At 66.6% G+C, this 15484-nt stretch carries 16 protein-coding genes; 5 read left to right on the top strand and 11 right to left on the bottom strand.

The window, feature by feature from the left end; all coding sequences use genetic code 11:
- Nucleotides 1-78: 78 nt before the first annotated feature.
- Nucleotides 79-1152: an NAD(P)-dependent alcohol dehydrogenase gene (locus tag ASF65_RS08570; protein ID WP_055887930.1), complete on the bottom strand. Its 1074-nt coding sequence runs from the start codon at nucleotides 1150-1152 to the stop codon at nucleotides 79-81.
- A 139-nt stretch (nucleotides 1153-1291) separates the two neighbouring features.
- On the bottom strand, nucleotides 1292-3601 hold the full coding sequence (locus ASF65_RS08565; RefSeq protein WP_244486623.1) for an HAD-IIB family hydrolase: 2310 nt from the start codon (nucleotides 3599-3601) through the stop codon (nucleotides 1292-1294).
- Between the two features lie 84 nt (nucleotides 3602-3685).
- Between ASF65_RS08565 and ASF65_RS08555 the strand changes: the two genes are divergently transcribed.
- The 4 genes from ASF65_RS08555 to ASF65_RS08540 all read left to right on the top strand — a co-directional run bounded on the left by ASF65_RS08555 (nucleotide 3686) and on the right by ASF65_RS08540 (nucleotide 6867).
- Nucleotides 3686-4042, top strand: coding sequence for an ATPase inhibitor subunit zeta (locus ASF65_RS08555; protein ID WP_055887922.1), 357 nt, complete (start codon nucleotides 3686-3688; stop codon nucleotides 4040-4042).
- 80 nt (nucleotides 4043-4122) lie between these two features.
- Nucleotides 4123-4773, top strand: coding sequence for a BON domain-containing protein (locus ASF65_RS08550; RefSeq protein ID WP_055887919.1), 651 nt, complete (start codon nucleotides 4123-4125; stop codon nucleotides 4771-4773).
- A 217-nt stretch (nucleotides 4774-4990) separates the two neighbouring features.
- Nucleotides 4991-5374, top strand: coding sequence for an Hsp20/alpha crystallin family protein (locus tag ASF65_RS08545; RefSeq protein ID WP_244486601.1), 384 nt, complete (start codon nucleotides 4991-4993; stop codon nucleotides 5372-5374).
- An 86-nt stretch (nucleotides 5375-5460) separates the two neighbouring features.
- Nucleotides 5461-6867, top strand: coding sequence for a trypsin-like peptidase domain-containing protein (locus tag ASF65_RS08540; protein ID WP_082505308.1), 1407 nt, complete (start codon nucleotides 5461-5463; stop codon nucleotides 6865-6867).
- 46 nt (nucleotides 6868-6913) lie between these two features.
- Here ASF65_RS08540 and ASF65_RS08535 read toward each other — a convergent pair whose 3' ends face one another.
- The 5 genes from ASF65_RS08535 to ASF65_RS08515 form a co-directional block, all read right to left on the bottom strand.
- Nucleotides 6914-7447, bottom strand: coding sequence for a GNAT family N-acetyltransferase (locus tag ASF65_RS08535; protein ID WP_162239470.1), 534 nt, complete (start codon nucleotides 7445-7447; stop codon nucleotides 6914-6916).
- Nucleotides 7448-7539: 92 nt separating this feature from the next.
- Complete coding sequence (locus tag ASF65_RS08530; RefSeq protein WP_055887905.1) at nucleotides 7540-8124, bottom strand: NAD(P)H-dependent oxidoreductase; 585 nt, start codon at nucleotides 8122-8124, stop codon at nucleotides 7540-7542.
- 37 nt (nucleotides 8125-8161) lie between these two features.
- On the bottom strand, nucleotides 8162-9082 hold the full coding sequence (locus ASF65_RS08525) for a universal stress protein (protein ID WP_055887902.1): 921 nt from the start codon (nucleotides 9080-9082) through the stop codon (nucleotides 8162-8164).
- Between the two features lie 101 nt (nucleotides 9083-9183).
- Nucleotides 9184-10041 carry a universal stress protein gene (locus ASF65_RS08520; RefSeq protein ID WP_055887900.1) on the bottom strand — a complete coding sequence of 286 codons (858 nt, stop codon included), beginning with the start codon at nucleotides 10039-10041 and terminating at the stop codon, nucleotides 9184-9186.
- A 66-nt stretch (nucleotides 10042-10107) separates the two neighbouring features.
- Nucleotides 10108-10479, bottom strand: a complete 372-nt coding sequence (locus ASF65_RS08515; RefSeq protein ID WP_055887897.1) for a hypothetical protein — start codon at nucleotides 10477-10479, stop codon at nucleotides 10108-10110.
- 441 nt (nucleotides 10480-10920) lie between these two features.
- On the opposite strand from ASF65_RS08515, the gene ASF65_RS08510 reads away from it, so the two are divergent.
- Nucleotides 10921-12642 (top strand): heavy metal translocating P-type ATPase, encoded by a 1722-nt coding sequence (locus ASF65_RS08510; protein ID WP_244486599.1) that lies wholly within the window; start codon nucleotides 10921-10923, stop codon nucleotides 12640-12642.
- 30 nt (nucleotides 12643-12672) lie between these two features.
- Here ASF65_RS08510 and ASF65_RS08505 read toward each other — a convergent pair whose 3' ends face one another.
- From ASF65_RS08505 to adhP, 4 genes are all read right to left on the bottom strand, one after another.
- Nucleotides 12673-12897, bottom strand: a complete 225-nt coding sequence (locus ASF65_RS08505) for a hypothetical protein (RefSeq protein ID WP_055887893.1) — start codon at nucleotides 12895-12897, stop codon at nucleotides 12673-12675.
- Nucleotides 12898-12906: 9 nt separating this feature from the next.
- The gene (locus tag ASF65_RS08500) at nucleotides 12907-13815 is read right to left on the bottom strand and encodes a universal stress protein (protein ID WP_055887889.1); all 909 of its coding nucleotides are present in this window, start codon (nucleotides 13813-13815) and stop codon (nucleotides 12907-12909) included.
- Between the two features lie 109 nt (nucleotides 13816-13924).
- Nucleotides 13925-14356 carry a potassium channel family protein gene (locus tag ASF65_RS08495; protein ID WP_055887886.1) on the bottom strand — a complete coding sequence of 144 codons (432 nt, stop codon included), beginning with the start codon at nucleotides 14354-14356 and terminating at the stop codon, nucleotides 13925-13927.
- A gap of 21 nt (nucleotides 14357-14377) precedes the next feature.
- Nucleotides 14378-15448 (bottom strand): alcohol dehydrogenase AdhP, encoded by a 1071-nt coding sequence (adhP, locus tag ASF65_RS08490; RefSeq protein WP_055887884.1) that lies wholly within the window; start codon nucleotides 15446-15448, stop codon nucleotides 14378-14380.
- Nucleotides 15449-15484 lie beyond the last annotated feature (36 nt).

Genomic DNA, 15484 nt, shown 5'->3' with positions numbered 1-15484 from the left:
GTCACGGAACCGTCATGTAGGGTTTAACCCTTGGTTGCGCACGTACGACCGACGGGCACGTGTGCGGATCGCGGCCTATCACGGCTTGAGCGCGACCTTCAGGACCCCGTCCCGCTGGTGCGAGAAGAGATCGTACGCATCCTCGATCCGCACCAACGGGAAGCGGTGGGTCACGAGAGCGCCGAGATCGACGCGGCCACTCTGGACCGTCTGCATGAGACGACGCATCCGTTCCTTTCCGCCGGGGCAGAGCGTGGTGACGATCCGGTGGTCTCCAAGCCCGGCGGCGAAGGCATCGTGGGGGATGGAAAGATCCTCGGAATAGACGCCGAGACTGGACAAGGTCCCGCCTGGGCGAAGAACCCGCAGCGCCTGCGCGAAGGTCGTCTGGGTGCCGAGTGCTTCGATCGCGACATCGACACCTCGCCCACCGGTCAGCTTCATGATCTCGCTCACGGCATCGACCTTGGACGCATCGACGACGATGTCGGTCCCCAGTCTCTGCGATACGGCCAGACGCGTTTCGAGGCGGTCGACACCGATGACGACGGAGGCGCCCAAGAGACGTGCGCCGACGGCGGCGCACAGGCCGATCGGGCCTTGCGCGAAGACGGCGACGACGTCCCCGATCCTGATGTCGCCGCGTTCGGCGCCGCCGAACCCCGTCGACATGATGTCGGGACACATCAGCACCTGCTCGTCCGTCAGCCCGTCCGGGATGAGGGCGAGGTTGCCTTCCGCATCCGGGACGAGGACGTAGTCGGCCTGGCACCCGTCGATCGTGTTGCCGAAGCGCCATCCGCCCAACGGCTTCCAGCCGTGCGCCGTGCCCGCCCCGTCCTGCGAACAGAAGCCGCATTGGCATGCGTTGCTCGTGAACCCGGGCGTGATGGCCCCGGCGATCACGCGCTGGCCCTCACGAAAGCTTTTCACCTCGCGTCCCAGCTTTTCGATCACGCCGACGGGTTCATGCCCGATCGTCAGACCGGAGGCGACGGGGTATTCGCCCTTGAGGATGTGGACGTCCGTCCCGCAGATCGTCGTGGTGGTGATCCGCACGAGGGCGTCCGAGGGGCCGACGTCGGGGATCGGTTTCTCTCCGAGCACGATCCTGTTCTTCTCGATGAAGATCGCGGCTTTCATGGTGCTCATGGCATGGTCTCCCTTCTTGCGCGTCCTTGCGGGCGGAAAGGCGCATATTGGAGAAGGGACAGGCAAAACCGTTGATCGGCATCAATCGACGACAGAAACTGCAAGTTCGATGCGGCTGCGGCGGACACCCACAGGACGTTCAACCGGCGTCGCCGGCCGGGGCCGCATATCGACGCCAGATCGCCTTGCGGATGCGCTGACGGCTCTGCTGCGGCGGGACAGCCGGGTCCCGTTCGATCCGTTCGGCCTCGCGAGCGAGATCCTCGTCGCCGATCACCCGCCGGAACCATGCCGAATAGTCGCCGGCCCGGAGATGATGCTCCCACACCGCATCGTCCATCTCGATGGCCAGATCGACGAAATGATAGAGGTTGCGCGCCGGTGTGTTGAGGGCGTTGACGGGTCCCCGGAACCAGAAACTGTGTTCCCAGCCCACATCGCCCTTCGCGTATTTTCCCTGGTGCCTCTTGTGGTCCTGGACGGGACGGATTCGCTCGAACGGCACGGGCGCGAGGTCCGATCGGGGCCGCCAGAAAAACGCATCTCCCGCCGACGCGCCCGCGTTCTCGAAGATGGAAGAGCGGCCCAAGCGGTGTCCGATGACGGACAGACGATCGACGGCGTCGACGCCGAGGGCGACGACGGCGTCGAACCGGTGCAGCGCGTCCAGCGACAGGCTTTCCGGGTATGCCGTCAGCGCGATCATCGCAGGCGGCGGGGTCGGCATCGGGGTGCCCGTTTCGGAGAACAACTGGTGCGCCTCGTCGACGAGCAGCCAGTGTGGTCGTCCCGTCGACGCGCGAAGATCCGCCAGGTGCTGAAGCACTGGCGCGCACGTCGCTCTTCGCTCGGCGAGCGTGAGGGCCTGCGTATCCAGAACGAGATTCACCGAGTCGTCCTGCAGAAGCCGCAGCGCTTCGCGCATCGGCGGGGGGGTGTGAAGCGTGCCGATCGACACGGCTTCCTCGAGATCGACGTAGTCGCCCTCCGGATCGATCACGCAGAACTCGTAACGGCGTGCCGCAAAGGTTTCCGCCAACGCGGTGGCGAATGTCGATTTCCCGCAGCCCGAGGATCCGAAAATCAGCAGGCTCTCGCCGAAGGGCTGGATGAGGATCTCCCGCCCATTTGGGTCTTTCCCCAGGGCGATGCCGTGCCGGCCGGGCGGAACGAGGGCATGGTCCTCTGCGAGAAGCCGATCCACCAATTCGACCACTCCGGCACCATTGCGGCCCCGGAGGCGCAGATCGGCCTGTAGAGCCAAGCTTTCCGTCGCGTTCGCAACGGCAGCCCCGCACCCGGAAGCCCGAAGAAGCGCGTGATCGTTTTCCGCGTCGCCGACGGCCGCGACGTTGTGGGGGGAGAGCGACAACGAGTGGAGAGCCGCCTGCAGGCCCGACGCCTTGCCGATGCCTGTCGGCAGGATCATCACCGCGCCCTTGTTGAAGACGACCTGCAGTTCCAGTCCCATCGTGCGGATCACCTCGAGAGCGACCTGCTCGGCGGGCTCCCAAGTGGCCACGACGACCTCTCCGACCGAAATCCTATCGACGCCGCGCCGCCGCAGACGCTCGACGAACTCGGCTGGCGGAGGGGCGCCGAGGATGGTCCTGCGTCCGTTCGCAGGATCGAGAAGAACACCGCCGTTCTCGGCGACGACCCGATCGAAGATCGAAAGGTCGGACAGGTGGGTGCAAAGATCCCGCAGTTCACGGCCGGTGACCAGCACGACCCGCCTCCCGCTCTCGCGCAGACGCCGCAGAGCCGCGAATGTTTCGGCAGCGACGAGGCCTTCGCTTGCGAGCGTGCCGTCGAAATCGACGGCCAGAGCGAGAAAGAACATCGTCGATCTCCCGAACACGACGATCGGGTCGGACGAAATCCCGATCGCCCGCCGTTTTTGCGTGGAGCAGCCTCCGCTCGTCTTGATGGACATCAAGGACGCGAGCGATCGAGCGGGCGAAGAGGGGGCAGCGACAGGAGGTCTGCGATGATTCGAGCGAGCGACCTGGGGCCCGGTTTCCGGCATATCCGGCTCCTCGCGGGTCGCGAGAAGGGGCAGCGTGAAGCGCCTGTGGAGGACGGATACGATATCCTCGCTCCCCTCGACGCCGATGGCCGCATCGATCCGGTGGCTTGGAGGCGCAACCCCGATCTGTGCCGCGTCAGACATTTCCAGCACGGCATTCCCGATCGGATCGGCACGCTCCGTCATGGTCCGGGCGGGATCTGGTACTTCGACTACGAGCCGGGCCCAAATGACGACGAGAAAGGCTTCCGCTTCGCGACCGAGCGCTTCGTGACGGGCGAATACGTGTCCCTCCAGCGTGCGGGAGCGATGCACACCTATCGCGTCGTGCGGGTGGAGAAGCCCTGACGTCTGCAGTTCGGCATCGGTTCGAGGCGCAAGACGCCGGAATGCCGTCGATCCATCCTGCTTGATCTGCATCAAGGAGAATGGCCGGCGCCGGTCGAATTCTGCCGCTTCCGAATTCGGGCCGAGGGCCCTCCAGGGGACGAAAGCGGTGCGAACATGAGCCAGATCCTGAAGGAACGGGAAACCGCGTCGGAGAGCCTCTTCGCCCGATCGGAAGAGGAGGCCTTCATGCGCAAGGCCATCCGCGATCGGCGCCTCGGTCTTTGGGTCGCTTCCCTTCGCTCGCTGGGACCCGACGAGGCCGACCGCTATGCCCGCATCATCGTCGCGCTGGGTGTGTCGAGCGGCGACGACGAGGAACTGATCCATACGCTGGCGTGGGATCTGGCCGCCGACGGTATCCCCGTCGCACCGGAGGAAATCCGTCGCACGCTTCGCCGGATCGAAGGGGAGGTGGCGGACATCGGAAAGCCCGAGGCAGCGGGACTGCCGACCAAGATCGGTACCGTTTGACGCGCATCAAACCCACGATCTTCGGTCGCACCTAGCTTTGAACGGAGGCGGAAGACGCCCCGGAATCAGAGGAGAAGATCATGACCGACAAGACCATTCGCCAATCCGTCGTCGACGCCCTCGAGTTCGATCCCAGCATCGATGCCGCAGGCATCGGTGTCGCCGTGCACGACGGCGTCGTCACCCTGTCGGGCCACGTCCCGACATATCTCCAGAAGTCCTCGGCGGAAGGCGTCGCGATGCGGGTCAAGGGCGTCAAGGCGGTCGCGGAGGAGATCGAGGTCCGGCCCTATGGCAGCCACCGCATGGCCGACGACCAGATCGCGCACCGCGCGGTCAACACCCTTCAGTGGAACACCAGCATTCCCGACGGCGCCGTTCAGGCGAAGGTCGAGAAGGGCTGGGTCACGCTGACCGGCCAGGTCGAGTGGCAGTATCAGAAGGAGGCGGCGTCCGAAGCTGTCCGGGCGTTGACCGGCGTGATCGGCGTCGCAAACCTCATCGAGATCCGGCCGCGCCTGAAAGTGTCGGATGTGAAGAAGCGCATCGAGGACGCGTTGCAGCGTGACGCCCTCGTGGATGCCGCGGGTATCCGCGTCGATGTCGACCACGGGTCGGTCACGCTCGGCGGCAAGGTCCGGGCGTGGAGCGAAAGACAGGCGATCGAACGCGCGGCGTGGTCGGCACCCGGTGTGACCAAGGTCGTCGACCAGATCACCATCACCTACTGATCGCAGGACGGAGGACGGGGCGGGGTCCAGCCCCCGCCATCCTTCAGCGAGGAGCAAGCTCATGGACAACACATCCAGTCTCCCGATTCAGAAAGCGGACAAGCCTCCCGTCAGTCAACGTCGCGCCGACTGGCATCCGATTCAGATGGTCCGGCAGGAGATCGACCGACTGTTCGAAAGACTGTCGAACGGGCGCTCGGAGGTATCCCGGCTCAGGATGGGCCCGGATCTCGATCTGTCGTTTCCGCTCGACGATCTCTTCTCGTTCGGCCAGCCCGCCGTCGATGTCGTCGAACGTGCGACCGAATACGAGGTCAGCGCGGAGTTGCCGGGACTCGACCGGAACGACATCGAGGTCAAGATCGCGAACGGCATGCTGACCCTGTCCGGCGAGAAGCGGGACGAGCGGCAGGAACACCGCAAGGACTTCCACTTCGCCGAGCGACACTACGGCAGCTTCTCGCGGAGCTTCGCGCTGCCGACGGGGATCGACCAGGACAGGATCTCGGCAGATTTCGCAAAAGGCGTCCTGACCGTCCGTCTGCCGAAGACGCCGGAAGCTCTGGCCTCGGAGAAGAAGATCGAGGTGAAGGCCGCGTGAGACGTGAGCCGGCAGTGCACGATCCTGCACCGCCGGCTCCCAAGGGCAGGTGTCGGCTTCGCCCACTTCGACAGGGACCGAACCCCATGCGACGTCCGCGCCGGCCCCCGGTGTCTCCCTTTCTGGTTGCGGGGCTGGCCTCCCTCGTGGTGGCAGCGAGCACGCCCGTTGCGGCATATGCCGATGTGACGTCTCGCTCGCGGTCCGACGTCGTCGCGACCTTGCTGCCGGCCATCGTGACGGTGGTCGCCGAAGGCGTCACGGCACGAACGCCCCCGGCCGACGCGCTCGACGGCGTTCGCTCGATCGCAGCTGGCAGCTCCGACCGCCGCAGGCTTTCGAGCCTCACGCAACCCATGGAGGACGATACGGGAACGTCGATCGGCACCGGCTTCATCCTGACGAAGGACGGCGCCGTGGTCACGAGCGAGCACGTCGTCCACCAGGCGGAGCGCATCACGATCCGGACAGCCGACGGCAGATCGATGTCCGCGGAGCTGGTGGGGTCCGACGCGGTCCGCGACGTCGCGGTCCTGCGCATCGACCCGGTCCCGCCACTGCCCCATGTCGAATGGGGGAAGTCGGAGGCGCTGCGCATCGGCGACGAGGTCCTGGTCTTCGGCAACACCTTCGGCCTCGGAATCGCGACCTCCCTGGGAATGGTGTCGGCCCTCGATCGCGATCTCGGCATGGGACCGCTCGACGACTTCATCCAGATCGATGCCGCCTTGAATAGCGGAGATTCGGGTGGGCCTATCATCGACGGGGACGGACGGGTCGTTGGAATCGACACCGCCATCTACAGCCCCACAGGCGTCAGCGCGGGGGTCGGCTTTGCCATCCCGTCGGATGACGCAAGAAAGGTCATAGACGCGATCCTGCGCGGCAAGCCGCCCCGTTACGGCCACATCGGAATCCGGATCTCGGATGTCTCCGACGAGGTGCGCGATGCCCTCGGCCTCGAACGATCGGAGGGCGCGCTCGTTCTCGGTGTCGGACGGGACTCGCCAGCCTCGAAGGCAGGCTTGAGGGCTTCCGACGTTCTCGTCTCCCTCGATGGCTCGACGGTCGCCAATGCGAGGGAATTGGCGCGACACATCGCAGCTCGGGCGCCCGATACCGTGGTGCCGGTCGAAGTTCTTCGAGCCGGCCGTCGTCTGCGGCTCTCCGTCACGGTCGCGCAGTCCGACGACCAGGCGTCGCCCTCGGGCGTAGGCAACCGCGATGCGCTGGAATTGACCCGCTTCGGCCTTTCGATCGAAGATTCTCCCACCGGAGTGGAGGTGACCGACGTCGTGACCGGCGGGTCGGCCGAGAGCATCGGCATCGTTCCGGGCGATCTCATCGTGTCGATCAATCAGCTGCCCGTCGCGAACACCGCGCGTCTTTCGCAGATCGTCGACGAAGCGGCGGCTGCGGCGCGCCCGGCGATCGTCATCGCGGTCCGGCGGGGACAGGAAGAAGACGTCGCGACCCTGCCGCTGGACGAATGACGAGCCGCTAGTCCGGCCTGTCGTCGGTGCGGGGATCGGCGACGTCTCAGGTCAGATCCAGAGACATGATCGTCTGGGTCGGATCCTCCGCGCTGCGTCGCTGGACGAACCCGGCCTCCCGTTCGAGCCCGATGGTCCCGACGTTCTCGATCTCCTCGATCGAGAAGACGCGGCGAAAACCCTTCTTTCTCGCCCAGTCGATGCCATGGTGCAGGAGGCTCCAGCCGATGCCGAGTCCTTTCAAGTCGCTGTCGACGGAGACCGCGATCTCGGCATCTCGGCCCCTGCGATCGCCGGCGACCATGACGGTCCCAACGGGACGATCCGTCTCGTCGAAAGCTAGAAACGTGATCGACCTTTCGTAGTCCACATCGATCATTCCGGCGAGCCGGGCATGATCGATGTGGCGCATGCCGCCGAAGAAGCGGAAATGCAGGTCGTCCGGTGAAATTCTCTCGAACAGCCGTCGCAGCAGCGGTTCGTCCTCCGGCCGGATGGGCCGCGCCGACAGGGTCAGGGCCCCGCTCGTGCGGATCGCTGCGACACCGTCGCCAAGGGATGAGGGCTTTGCGTGTTCCATCGTGATGTGGCTCCTGTCTTCGCGCTCGTCAGGATGGTTCGAACCCGTGAGGCTTCGCTCGGACCGGATCGGTCCGTGGCGAAAAGACTGCGTCATCGCGCCTGCCGGCCCAACCCGGCCATCGTCGTCAGCCACTGGCGGCGCACTTCCGGGGGCACGTCGTTGACCCGGCCGAACAGGGTCTCGCGCACCGGCGAAAGACCGACGAAGCCGAGGATGCTGCGCCGCAGTCCTGCCAGCCAGTGATCGAGATAGACCCAGCGGTAAACGGACGACGGCATACCCATCGTGACGATGATCCGAGCCGATCGACCCTTCAGAAGCTTCTTGGGAAATCCGCCGCCATCGTAGTCGAACGCGAAGCCCGGACGCATGACCTGTTCGAGAAAGGCCTTCAGAAGCGCCGGCATGGTGCCGAGCCACAGGGGGAAGACGAAGACGACGTGCTCGGCTTCCCGAATGGCCTCGGCAGCCTTGTCGAGGGCGGCCGGCATCGCGCCATCCTCGAACTCCTTCTGTCGGCGCAGCAGCGGGAAATCGAGGCGGGCCACGTCGATCTCCTCGACGATATGCCCCGACGTTCTGGCGCCGTCGATATAGGCGTCGGCGAGGGCTCGGCACAGGCGATCGGGCGAGACGTCCGGATGCCCCTGGATCAAGGCGACATGCTTCCTCATCTTTCGCTCCTTCGTCAGGGCGCGCGATGGACCCTCATCAGTGACACATGAGGACGGGGACCTCGGCCTGCGTCAGCAGATCCAGCGTCGCGCCGCCGAGAATTCGCTCTCGAATGCGCGAGTGGCCGTAGGCTCCGGCCACGACCATGTCCGCGTCGAGAGCCTTCGCTTCGGTCAGAAGGCCTTCGCCGTAATGGGCCCAATGGGGCACGCGCCGCAGTTCGAGCCGGACGCCGTGCCGGGCGAGATACCGGCCGGTGTCGGCCATCGGATCCCTTCGATATTCCTCCTCGCTGCCGTCCTCGGCGACCGCGACCAGATGAACGTTCTCGGCGGCCCGCAGAAAGGGCATCGACGCCATGATCGCCCGCGAGCATTCGCGGGTGTCCTGCCAACCGAGGAGGACCGTTCGCGGAACATTCGCAGGTTCCCGGTTTCCCGGTGGGACCAAGAGGATCGGGGCCGTCCCCTCGAACAGGACGGTTTCCACGAGGGCCGGCCAGTTGCGTTCGGCGCCGTAGGGTCGGCTGGCCACGAAGAGATCGCACGCCCGCGCCTGGCGCGCGGCCAAGGTACAGAGATCGACCATGCGTCCGTCGCTTCGGCGGAGCGAATTCAAAGGCTCGAGAAGCGTCATCCGGGTGGTCAGTTGAACCTCGACCTGATCTCCGGTCTTGCGCGCCTGCTTCCAGATTTCCGCCAGCACGAACTCGCCGCCCGGGTGCAGGAGAAGGGGCGAAATGGGGACCTCGTTGGTCATGAAGGCCGTCACATGCGCGTCTGCCGCGACGGCGATCGATTCAGCCCAGGCAAGCCGGGGCTCGTCCTCATCGCTGCCGTCGACGTGGACGACGATGTCCGCGATCCCGGCCAGACGACGGCGTCCGTTCGAACCGAATTCCCCGGCCGAACGGGGGTCGGACGCATCGCCGAGCGGCGGAAGAAGATCGGTCGTCACGTTGCACCTCGATCCCGGTGGAATGAAACGAGACTGGCTCGGGATCGCCGTTCGCCCTTTGACGCCAATCAAACGGATCGGCATCGCCGCGCCGGCGCGGGTCAATGCGAGAACAGACAGACCGACCGCGTGTCGTCGAGAAGGTCGGTGGTCACGCCGCCGAAGACCCATTCCCTGAGCCGGGTATGTCCATAGGCCCCGCAGACCAGAAGGTCCGAACCGGAACGGGTCACGGCATTGCGGAGATCTTCCGCTACGCTGTGGTTGGAGGACGGCGTATCCGCGACGCCCTCGCAGTGGATGCCGTAACGACGCAGATGCTCGGCGACGGCTTTCGCGCCGTCGATGTCGGGATATTGGCCTGCGCAGACCACGAGGACGTTCTCCGAACGCATCAGGAAGGGAAGGGCGTCGAGGATGGCGCGTCTGGCCTCACGGGAGTTCTTCCATCCGATCACGATCCGTCTGGCCGCCAGCATGTCGGTTCGCGGCGGGACCACCAGCAACGGGCGGCCGAGGCCGAGGAGAACATGTCCGGGATCGACGCGAAGCGCGCCTCCGAGGGTGCCTTCCCCGAGACGAGCGCCGCAGACGACGAGATCTGCGGAGCGGGCCTGCTCGCAGATCCAGTAGGAGGCCCTTTCGGTGGCCGAACACCATGTCGCGCTGGTGGATCGATCGAAGGTGCGCCGGAAGACGGCTTCCGCGTCGTCCAGATCGCGCTGCACGATCCGCCGTTCCTCCTCGAGGAGGTCCGTCTGAACGATCACGTCCGCCTCGGTCATGACGGGCATGACGACCTCCCGGGCGGCCGCTCCGATCACGTGGCAGGAAAACCGGTCCGCGAGATCCGCGACGAGCTTGAGGCGCCCGTCCATGTCGAGATCGAGGTCCACGCTGACGAGGATATTGCGGGGCACGAGGCCGAAACTCGGATCGGCGATGCTCGACGCGCTCATCGGAAACAGTCCCAGTCGGCCGTCGCGAGACGGGGTTTCAGATCGGACGAAAGGTTGGAGGCGGCGTCAGGGGGAGATCGTCTGAGACGCAAGGTCCTCGACGACGCCGTCGGCCTTCTGGCGGAACCGGGCGACCGTGCTCTCGAACGCCGTCTCCATCTCCTTCAGCATCGAAGATGTGGCCTTCGCGTAGTCCACCATCGTATCGCGTTGATAGTCGGCAAGGACCGCGACCGCATCGCCCTTCGAAAGCCCTTCCACGAGTTCGCTCGACAAGGCGGCATCCTTGCGCAGCCGGCGACCCATGAATTCGAATGACGCCGCGCCGACCCGAAGAACCGCTTCGCTCGTCAGCGTCGGCAGAGCGACAATGGGGAGGAACCCGCCGTCCGCGAGCGGTGGAAAGGGGAATGGAAGACGCGTTTCCTGCGTGCTCATCGTCGTCTCCTGGCCTGCGCGCCCGTCGATTTCGATCGTGCGGGTCCGATGGGCGCCGTTTCGCTGTCTCGATGATGGGTGTCGTCGCGGCGGCGCGTCTTGATCCGGATCAAACGGACCGAGGAGTGCAGTCGTGACGCAAAGAGGAGCCGTTCGCGCGAACGGTTGATCTTCCGCAAGGCGAGGGCCCGCCGCGCCGGCAAGGAATCCTCGACATTCCCGGACCGACGCGAGGCGTGGATGAGCAGCGAAGCAGAGGCCGTTGGCAAGACGACGTCCGAGAAGGGCAGAAGGACGCAAGAGGGTCGACGGGATCGGCTCGACCTTCGCCCACGGCTCCTCCTGTCGCTCGTCCTCCTTCTTCTCGTCGTCGGCGGGGGCGCGAAGCTGCTGGGGCTGGAGCGCATCGCCCAACTGATGTGGACGGCTGCCGTCCTTCCGGTGGAAGCGGTCCTGCTCGTGCAGATCGTGCAGACGCTTCGACGCGGGGAGATCGGCCTCGACATCGTCGCGGCACTTTCCATGGGGAGCGCTCTCGCCGTGGGAGAAACGCTGGCGGCGGCGGTCGTGGCCTTGATGTATGCCGGCGGCCAGTTCCTGGAAGCGTTCGCCCAGGCGCGGGCCCGCCGTGAACTGCGTGGCCTGCTCGGACGGGTGCCGCGGACCGCTACGCGTCTCGTCGGTCCGACGGCGGAAACGGTGCTCGTGGAGGCGATCAGGCCGGGAGACCGTCTGATGATCCGGCGTGGCGACGCGGTGCCGGTCGACGGGAACGTGGAAGCGGGCGAAGCCCTTCTGGACCAATCCAGCCTCACGGGCGAGCCCCTGCCTGTCCGCATACCGAAGGACGGCGCCGCCATGAGCGGCTCGGTGAACGTCGGCGAGGCCTTCGTGCTCGGGACGCGGCTGCCTGCCGCCGAAAGCACCTATGCCGGCATCGTGCGGCTGGTGGATCAGGCGGAAGCCTCAAAGGCGCCGATGTCGCGACTGGCCGATCGTTATTCCCTCGGCTTCCTGGGTCTGACACTGACCTTCGCCGGTGCGGCCTATGCGCTGTCGCAGGACGTCGTGCGGAGCGTCGCCGTCCTGGTGGTCGCCACGCCGTGTCCCCTGATCCTCGCCGTTCCGGTCGCCCTGGTGGCCGGCGTTTCCCGCAGTGCCGGCCTCGGCGTCCTCGTGAAAGGTGCCGCACCGCTCGAGGCGCTGGCGAGGATCCGGTCCGTCGTCATGGACAAGACGGGAACCCTGACCGAAGGGCGGCCGGGGCTACTCGAAGTCCGACCGGAGGGGTCGGTCACCGAAGCCGAGCTGCTTCGTCTGGCGGCCTCCGCCGAGCAGGGATCGACGCACCCCATGGCCGCGGCCATCGTTGCGGCGGCGAGGGAACGCGGCCTCCCGCTCGTCGCCCCCATCGGCATCAGCGAAGTTCCGGGGCACGGGCTGTGCGCCGATGTCGAAGGCCGGACCGTCTGCGTCGGCAGTCGGCGGTTCGTTGCCGGCTGTCTCAACGATCGGCCCGGCGCGCTCCGCCATGATCCGGAACCGGCTTCGGTCGAGGATGTCGACGTCTGCGTCGCGATCGACGGACGCATCGCGGGCAGCCTGGTGATGATGGATCTCGTCCGCCCGGCGGCGGGGGCGCTGCTGACCCGCCTTCGCGCACTCGGCATCCGGCGCATCGTCCTGGCGACCGGCGACCGGCGCGCCGTTGCGGAAGCGGTCGGCTCGAGACTGGGACTCGACGCGGTCAAGGCGGATCTCACCCCCACCGCGAAGGTCGACGCCGTGAAAGCCGCACGAGGCGACGGACCGGTGATGATGGTCGGCGACGGCGTCAACGACGCCCCCGCGCTTGCAGCCGCCGATGTCGGGGTGGCGATGGGCGCTCGGGGCGCGGCGGCCAGTTCCGAGGTGGCCGACGTCGTGCTCGTGGGCGACGACCTCGCACGCCTTGCGGACGGGATGGAGATCGCGATCGGCGCCAGACGCCTGGCGGTGCAGAGCGTCGTCGCCGGGATCGGCCTTTCGACCACGGGCATGATCGCCGCGACGTTCGGCTACCTGCCACCCCTGCAGGGAGCGTTGCTTCAGGAGGCGATCGATGTGGCGGTCGTCATGAACGCGTTGCGCGCGGCCATGCTGAAACCGGCGTCGTGGCGATGACGAGCGGCCGAAACGAAGCCGCGCAGGCGGTCACCGAAGATGGAAGCGTCGCTCGGACAGACGATACCGGTTGCGCGGACGGGACACCTCGATGCAGACCGTGTGGCCGAGCTGCTCCACCCGTCGCGCATCCGAGGCGGCGGAGTGCAGCGCTTCCCGGCGGGTTCCGAAGCGGCCGTTCGCGCTGCCGCAGAAGGTCACGGTCCAGTATCCCGGAAGCCGCTCGACGCAGTAGACGAGGTCGCAGTGCTGCATCGGGCGCTCCTAGTGGGCGAGCAGCGTCGGCAGCTGCGTCTCCTGAAGCAACTCGCGCGTGACGCCGCCGAGAATCCACTCGCGCAGTCGCGAGCGGCCGTAAGCGCCCGTCACGAGGAGACCGGCCCCGATGACGCCGGCTTCATGGAGGAGAGCTTGCGCGGGATGATCCCAGCGCGGCAGATGACGGATCTCCACGTCGACGCCGTGCCGCGCGATATGGCGCGCCATGTCCGCCATGGGTTCACGCCCGGAGGATTCCTCCGCGTCGTGTTCCTCGATTGACACGAGATGGACGCTCGCGGCGCGCTGCAGGAAGGGGAGCGCGCCCGTCACCGCACGGGCGCATTCGAGGGTGTTCTTCCAGCCGATGACGACGGGGGCCTTCGGGTCCATCGCGCTCGCCATGGGCGGTACGACCAATGTCGGGGTTCCGCCTTCGAAGAGGATCGCCTCCAGAAGTTCCGGGCGTCTCGCGGTCCCGTCGTACGGGCGTGCGACGACGACGAGATCGACCGTCCGCGCCATATGCGAGACGACGATCTCCATCTCGAAGCTCAGGGCCTCGATCCGACGAAACTCGAAGCGCTGACCGGTCCGCTCCAGCCGCTCCGTCCGCTCCTTGGCCAGTCGTTCGATGGCCTGGGCATCGAATTCGCGGAAGCTGTAGATGCTGTCGACGTTCACGTCGTTGGCGAAGATGTTCGGGATCGGGATCTCGTTCAGGAGAGCGGCCTCGAGGTGCGTGTCGAACGTTGCCGCGACACAGTCCGCCACCTTCACCAGGCGTTCGTCCGCGTCGGAACCGTCCATCAGGAGAAGTGCGTCGCGGACGCTTCGGCGGCTTGCCGCCTTCGACGTCGCGGCGCCGAACGCATGGCCGGCTGCCGGGGCGTCCGTGGTCGATAGGGCGCTCATGACTGGTCTCCTTCGTGTGGAAGACGGATCGCATCCGCCGGTTGTCACGAAGGTGGAGGGGGCGCCGCCGCCCGGCCTTGATCTGCCTCAAGCCTGTGGCGGGGCCCGGTCAGAAATGCTCGCCGATCCGGAACGGCCCGATGCGCGTGCCGGCGGAGACGAGATAGGCCGTCGACCAGCCGATGAGCAGAAAGCCGTCCACGCCCTCGAGCGCGGCCAGGATGCGCCATCGCTGGCCCGGCACGATGTCCCCGAAGCCGACGGTGGAGAAGGTCGTGGTCGAGAAGTAGAGGGCGGTCTCGATGTCGGGCACGACGCCCAGAACGACATAGCAGCCTGCCCAGCCCCAGATCTCGACCGTGAGAATGGCGAAGAGGCCGAGGACGGCGAACATCATCGCGACGGTGCGACCCCAACCCTGGTGCAGCCGGAGCCAGGCGATCAGCCGGGACAGCACGCGCGTCAGGGCGATGAGGCCGAGCGTGTGAATGCAGACGCTGGCCGCGATCATGGCGGTGCCGATCCACAGGTCGACCGCCATGGTCGGTCCTCCTCGGGAGGGTCAGGCGAACGCGTGTTCGCGCATCGCCGCCGGTTGCAGGGCCGAAGCGAGGTCGAGGACGACGCGCCCCGTGACGCGACCGGCGCGCAGATCGGAGAACACCTGGTTGATGTCGTCCAGTGGACGCTTGTGGATCTCCGCCTCGACCTTCCCGTCCGCTGCGAAGGCCAGTGCCTCCTCCAGATCCCGGCGCGTGCCGACGATGGAGCCTCGGATGGTGATGCGCTTCAGGACCACGTCGAAGATGGGCGTCGGGAAGTCGCCCGGCGGCAGACCGACGAGCACGACGGTTCCCTTGCGCCGAACGATCCGCAGGGCGGCGGCGAAGGCGGGTGGCGATACCGCCGTGACGAGCACGCCGTGGGCTCCACCGCCCGTGGCGGCGATGATGCGCTCGGAGGCGTCGGCATCGCGCGCGTCGACCGTGAAATCCGCACCGGCCTTCCTGGCAAGGACGAGCTTGTCGGGCGCGACGTCGATCGCCGCGACCTTCAGGCCCATCGCCTTGGCATACTGGATCGCGACGTGGCCGAGCCCGCCCACTCCGGAGATGGCGACGCACTGTCCCGGTCGAGCTTCCGTCTCCTTCAGACCCTTATAGGTGGTGACGCCGGCACAAAGGATCGGAGCCGCCTGCGCGAAGTCCAGCTTCTCGGGAAGCCGCGCCACGAAATCCTTCCTGGCGATCACGTATTCGGCGAAGCCGCCATCGCAACTGTAGCCCGTGTTGTGCTGATGCTCGCACAGCGTCTCCCAGCCGGTTTCGCAATACTCGCATCTGAGGCAAGCGTCGTGCAGCCACGCGACGCCCACCCGATCCCCAACGCGCAGATCCTCGACGGCGGCCCCGAGGTCGGAAACGACACCGGCGACTTCATGTCCGGGGACGAAAGGCGGCCGCGGCTTGACCGGCCAGTCGCCGTCCGCCGCGTGCAGATCGGTGTGGCACACGCCGCAGGCCATCACGCGCACGAGCACTTCGTCCGGGCCGGGATGGGGGATCGGGACGGAACGGATCGCCAGCGGCTCTCCGAACGCTTCCACGATCGCGGCACGCATCGTCTTCGACATCTCTTGTCTCCGTGAGGCAGGGCCGGAGGGCCGGCC

Source organism: Aureimonas sp. Leaf324, from assembly GCF_001423245.1.
Classification (GTDB): domain Bacteria; phylum Pseudomonadota; class Alphaproteobacteria; order Rhizobiales; family Rhizobiaceae; genus Aureimonas.
This window is presented reverse-complemented; position numbering and strand designations above follow the sequence as displayed.

Excerpts from the sequence above, each read along its gene's own strand:
- ASF65_RS08545 (WP_244486601.1), top strand. The coding sequence starts at position 4,991 with ATGGGCCCGGATCTCGATCTGTCGTTTCCGCTCGACGATCTCTTCTCG.
- ASF65_RS08565 (WP_244486623.1), bottom strand. The coding sequence starts at position 3,601 with ATGCAGATCAAGCAGGATGGATCGACGGCATTCCGGCGTCTTGCGCCT.
- ASF65_RS08555 (WP_055887922.1), top strand. The coding sequence starts at position 3,686 with ATGAGCCAGATCCTGAAGGAACGGGAAACCGCGTCGGAGAGCCTCTTC.
- ASF65_RS08515 (WP_055887897.1), bottom strand. The coding sequence starts at position 10,479 with ATGAGCACGCAGGAAACGCGTCTTCCATTCCCCTTTCCACCGCTCGCG.
- ASF65_RS08500 (WP_055887889.1), bottom strand. The coding sequence starts at position 13,815 with ATGAGCGCCCTATCGACCACGGACGCCCCGGCAGCCGGCCATGCGTTC.
- ASF65_RS08520 (WP_055887900.1), bottom strand. The coding sequence starts at position 10,041 with ATGAGCGCGTCGAGCATCGCCGATCCGAGTTTCGGCCTCGTGCCCCGC.
- ASF65_RS08495 (WP_055887886.1), bottom strand. The coding sequence starts at position 14,356 with ATGGCGGTCGACCTGTGGATCGGCACCGCCATGATCGCGGCCAGCGTC.
- ASF65_RS08505 (WP_055887893.1), bottom strand. The coding sequence starts at position 12,897 with ATGCAGCACTGCGACCTCGTCTACTGCGTCGAGCGGCTTCCGGGATAC.
- ASF65_RS08570 (WP_055887930.1), bottom strand. The coding sequence starts at position 1,152 with ATGAGCACCATGAAAGCCGCGATCTTCATCGAGAAGAACAGGATCGTG.
- ASF65_RS08530 (WP_055887905.1), bottom strand. The coding sequence starts at position 8,124 with ATGAGGAAGCATGTCGCCTTGATCCAGGGGCATCCGGACGTCTCGCCC.
- adhP (WP_055887884.1), bottom strand. The coding sequence starts at position 15,448 with ATGTCGAAGACGATGCGTGCCGCGATCGTGGAAGCGTTCGGAGAGCCG.
- ASF65_RS08540 (WP_082505308.1), top strand. The coding sequence starts at position 5,461 with ATGCGACGTCCGCGCCGGCCCCCGGTGTCTCCCTTTCTGGTTGCGGGG.
- ASF65_RS08550 (WP_055887919.1), top strand. The coding sequence starts at position 4,123 with ATGACCGACAAGACCATTCGCCAATCCGTCGTCGACGCCCTCGAGTTC.
- ASF65_RS08535 (WP_162239470.1), bottom strand. The coding sequence starts at position 7,447 with ATGGAACACGCAAAGCCCTCATCCCTTGGCGACGGTGTCGCAGCGATC.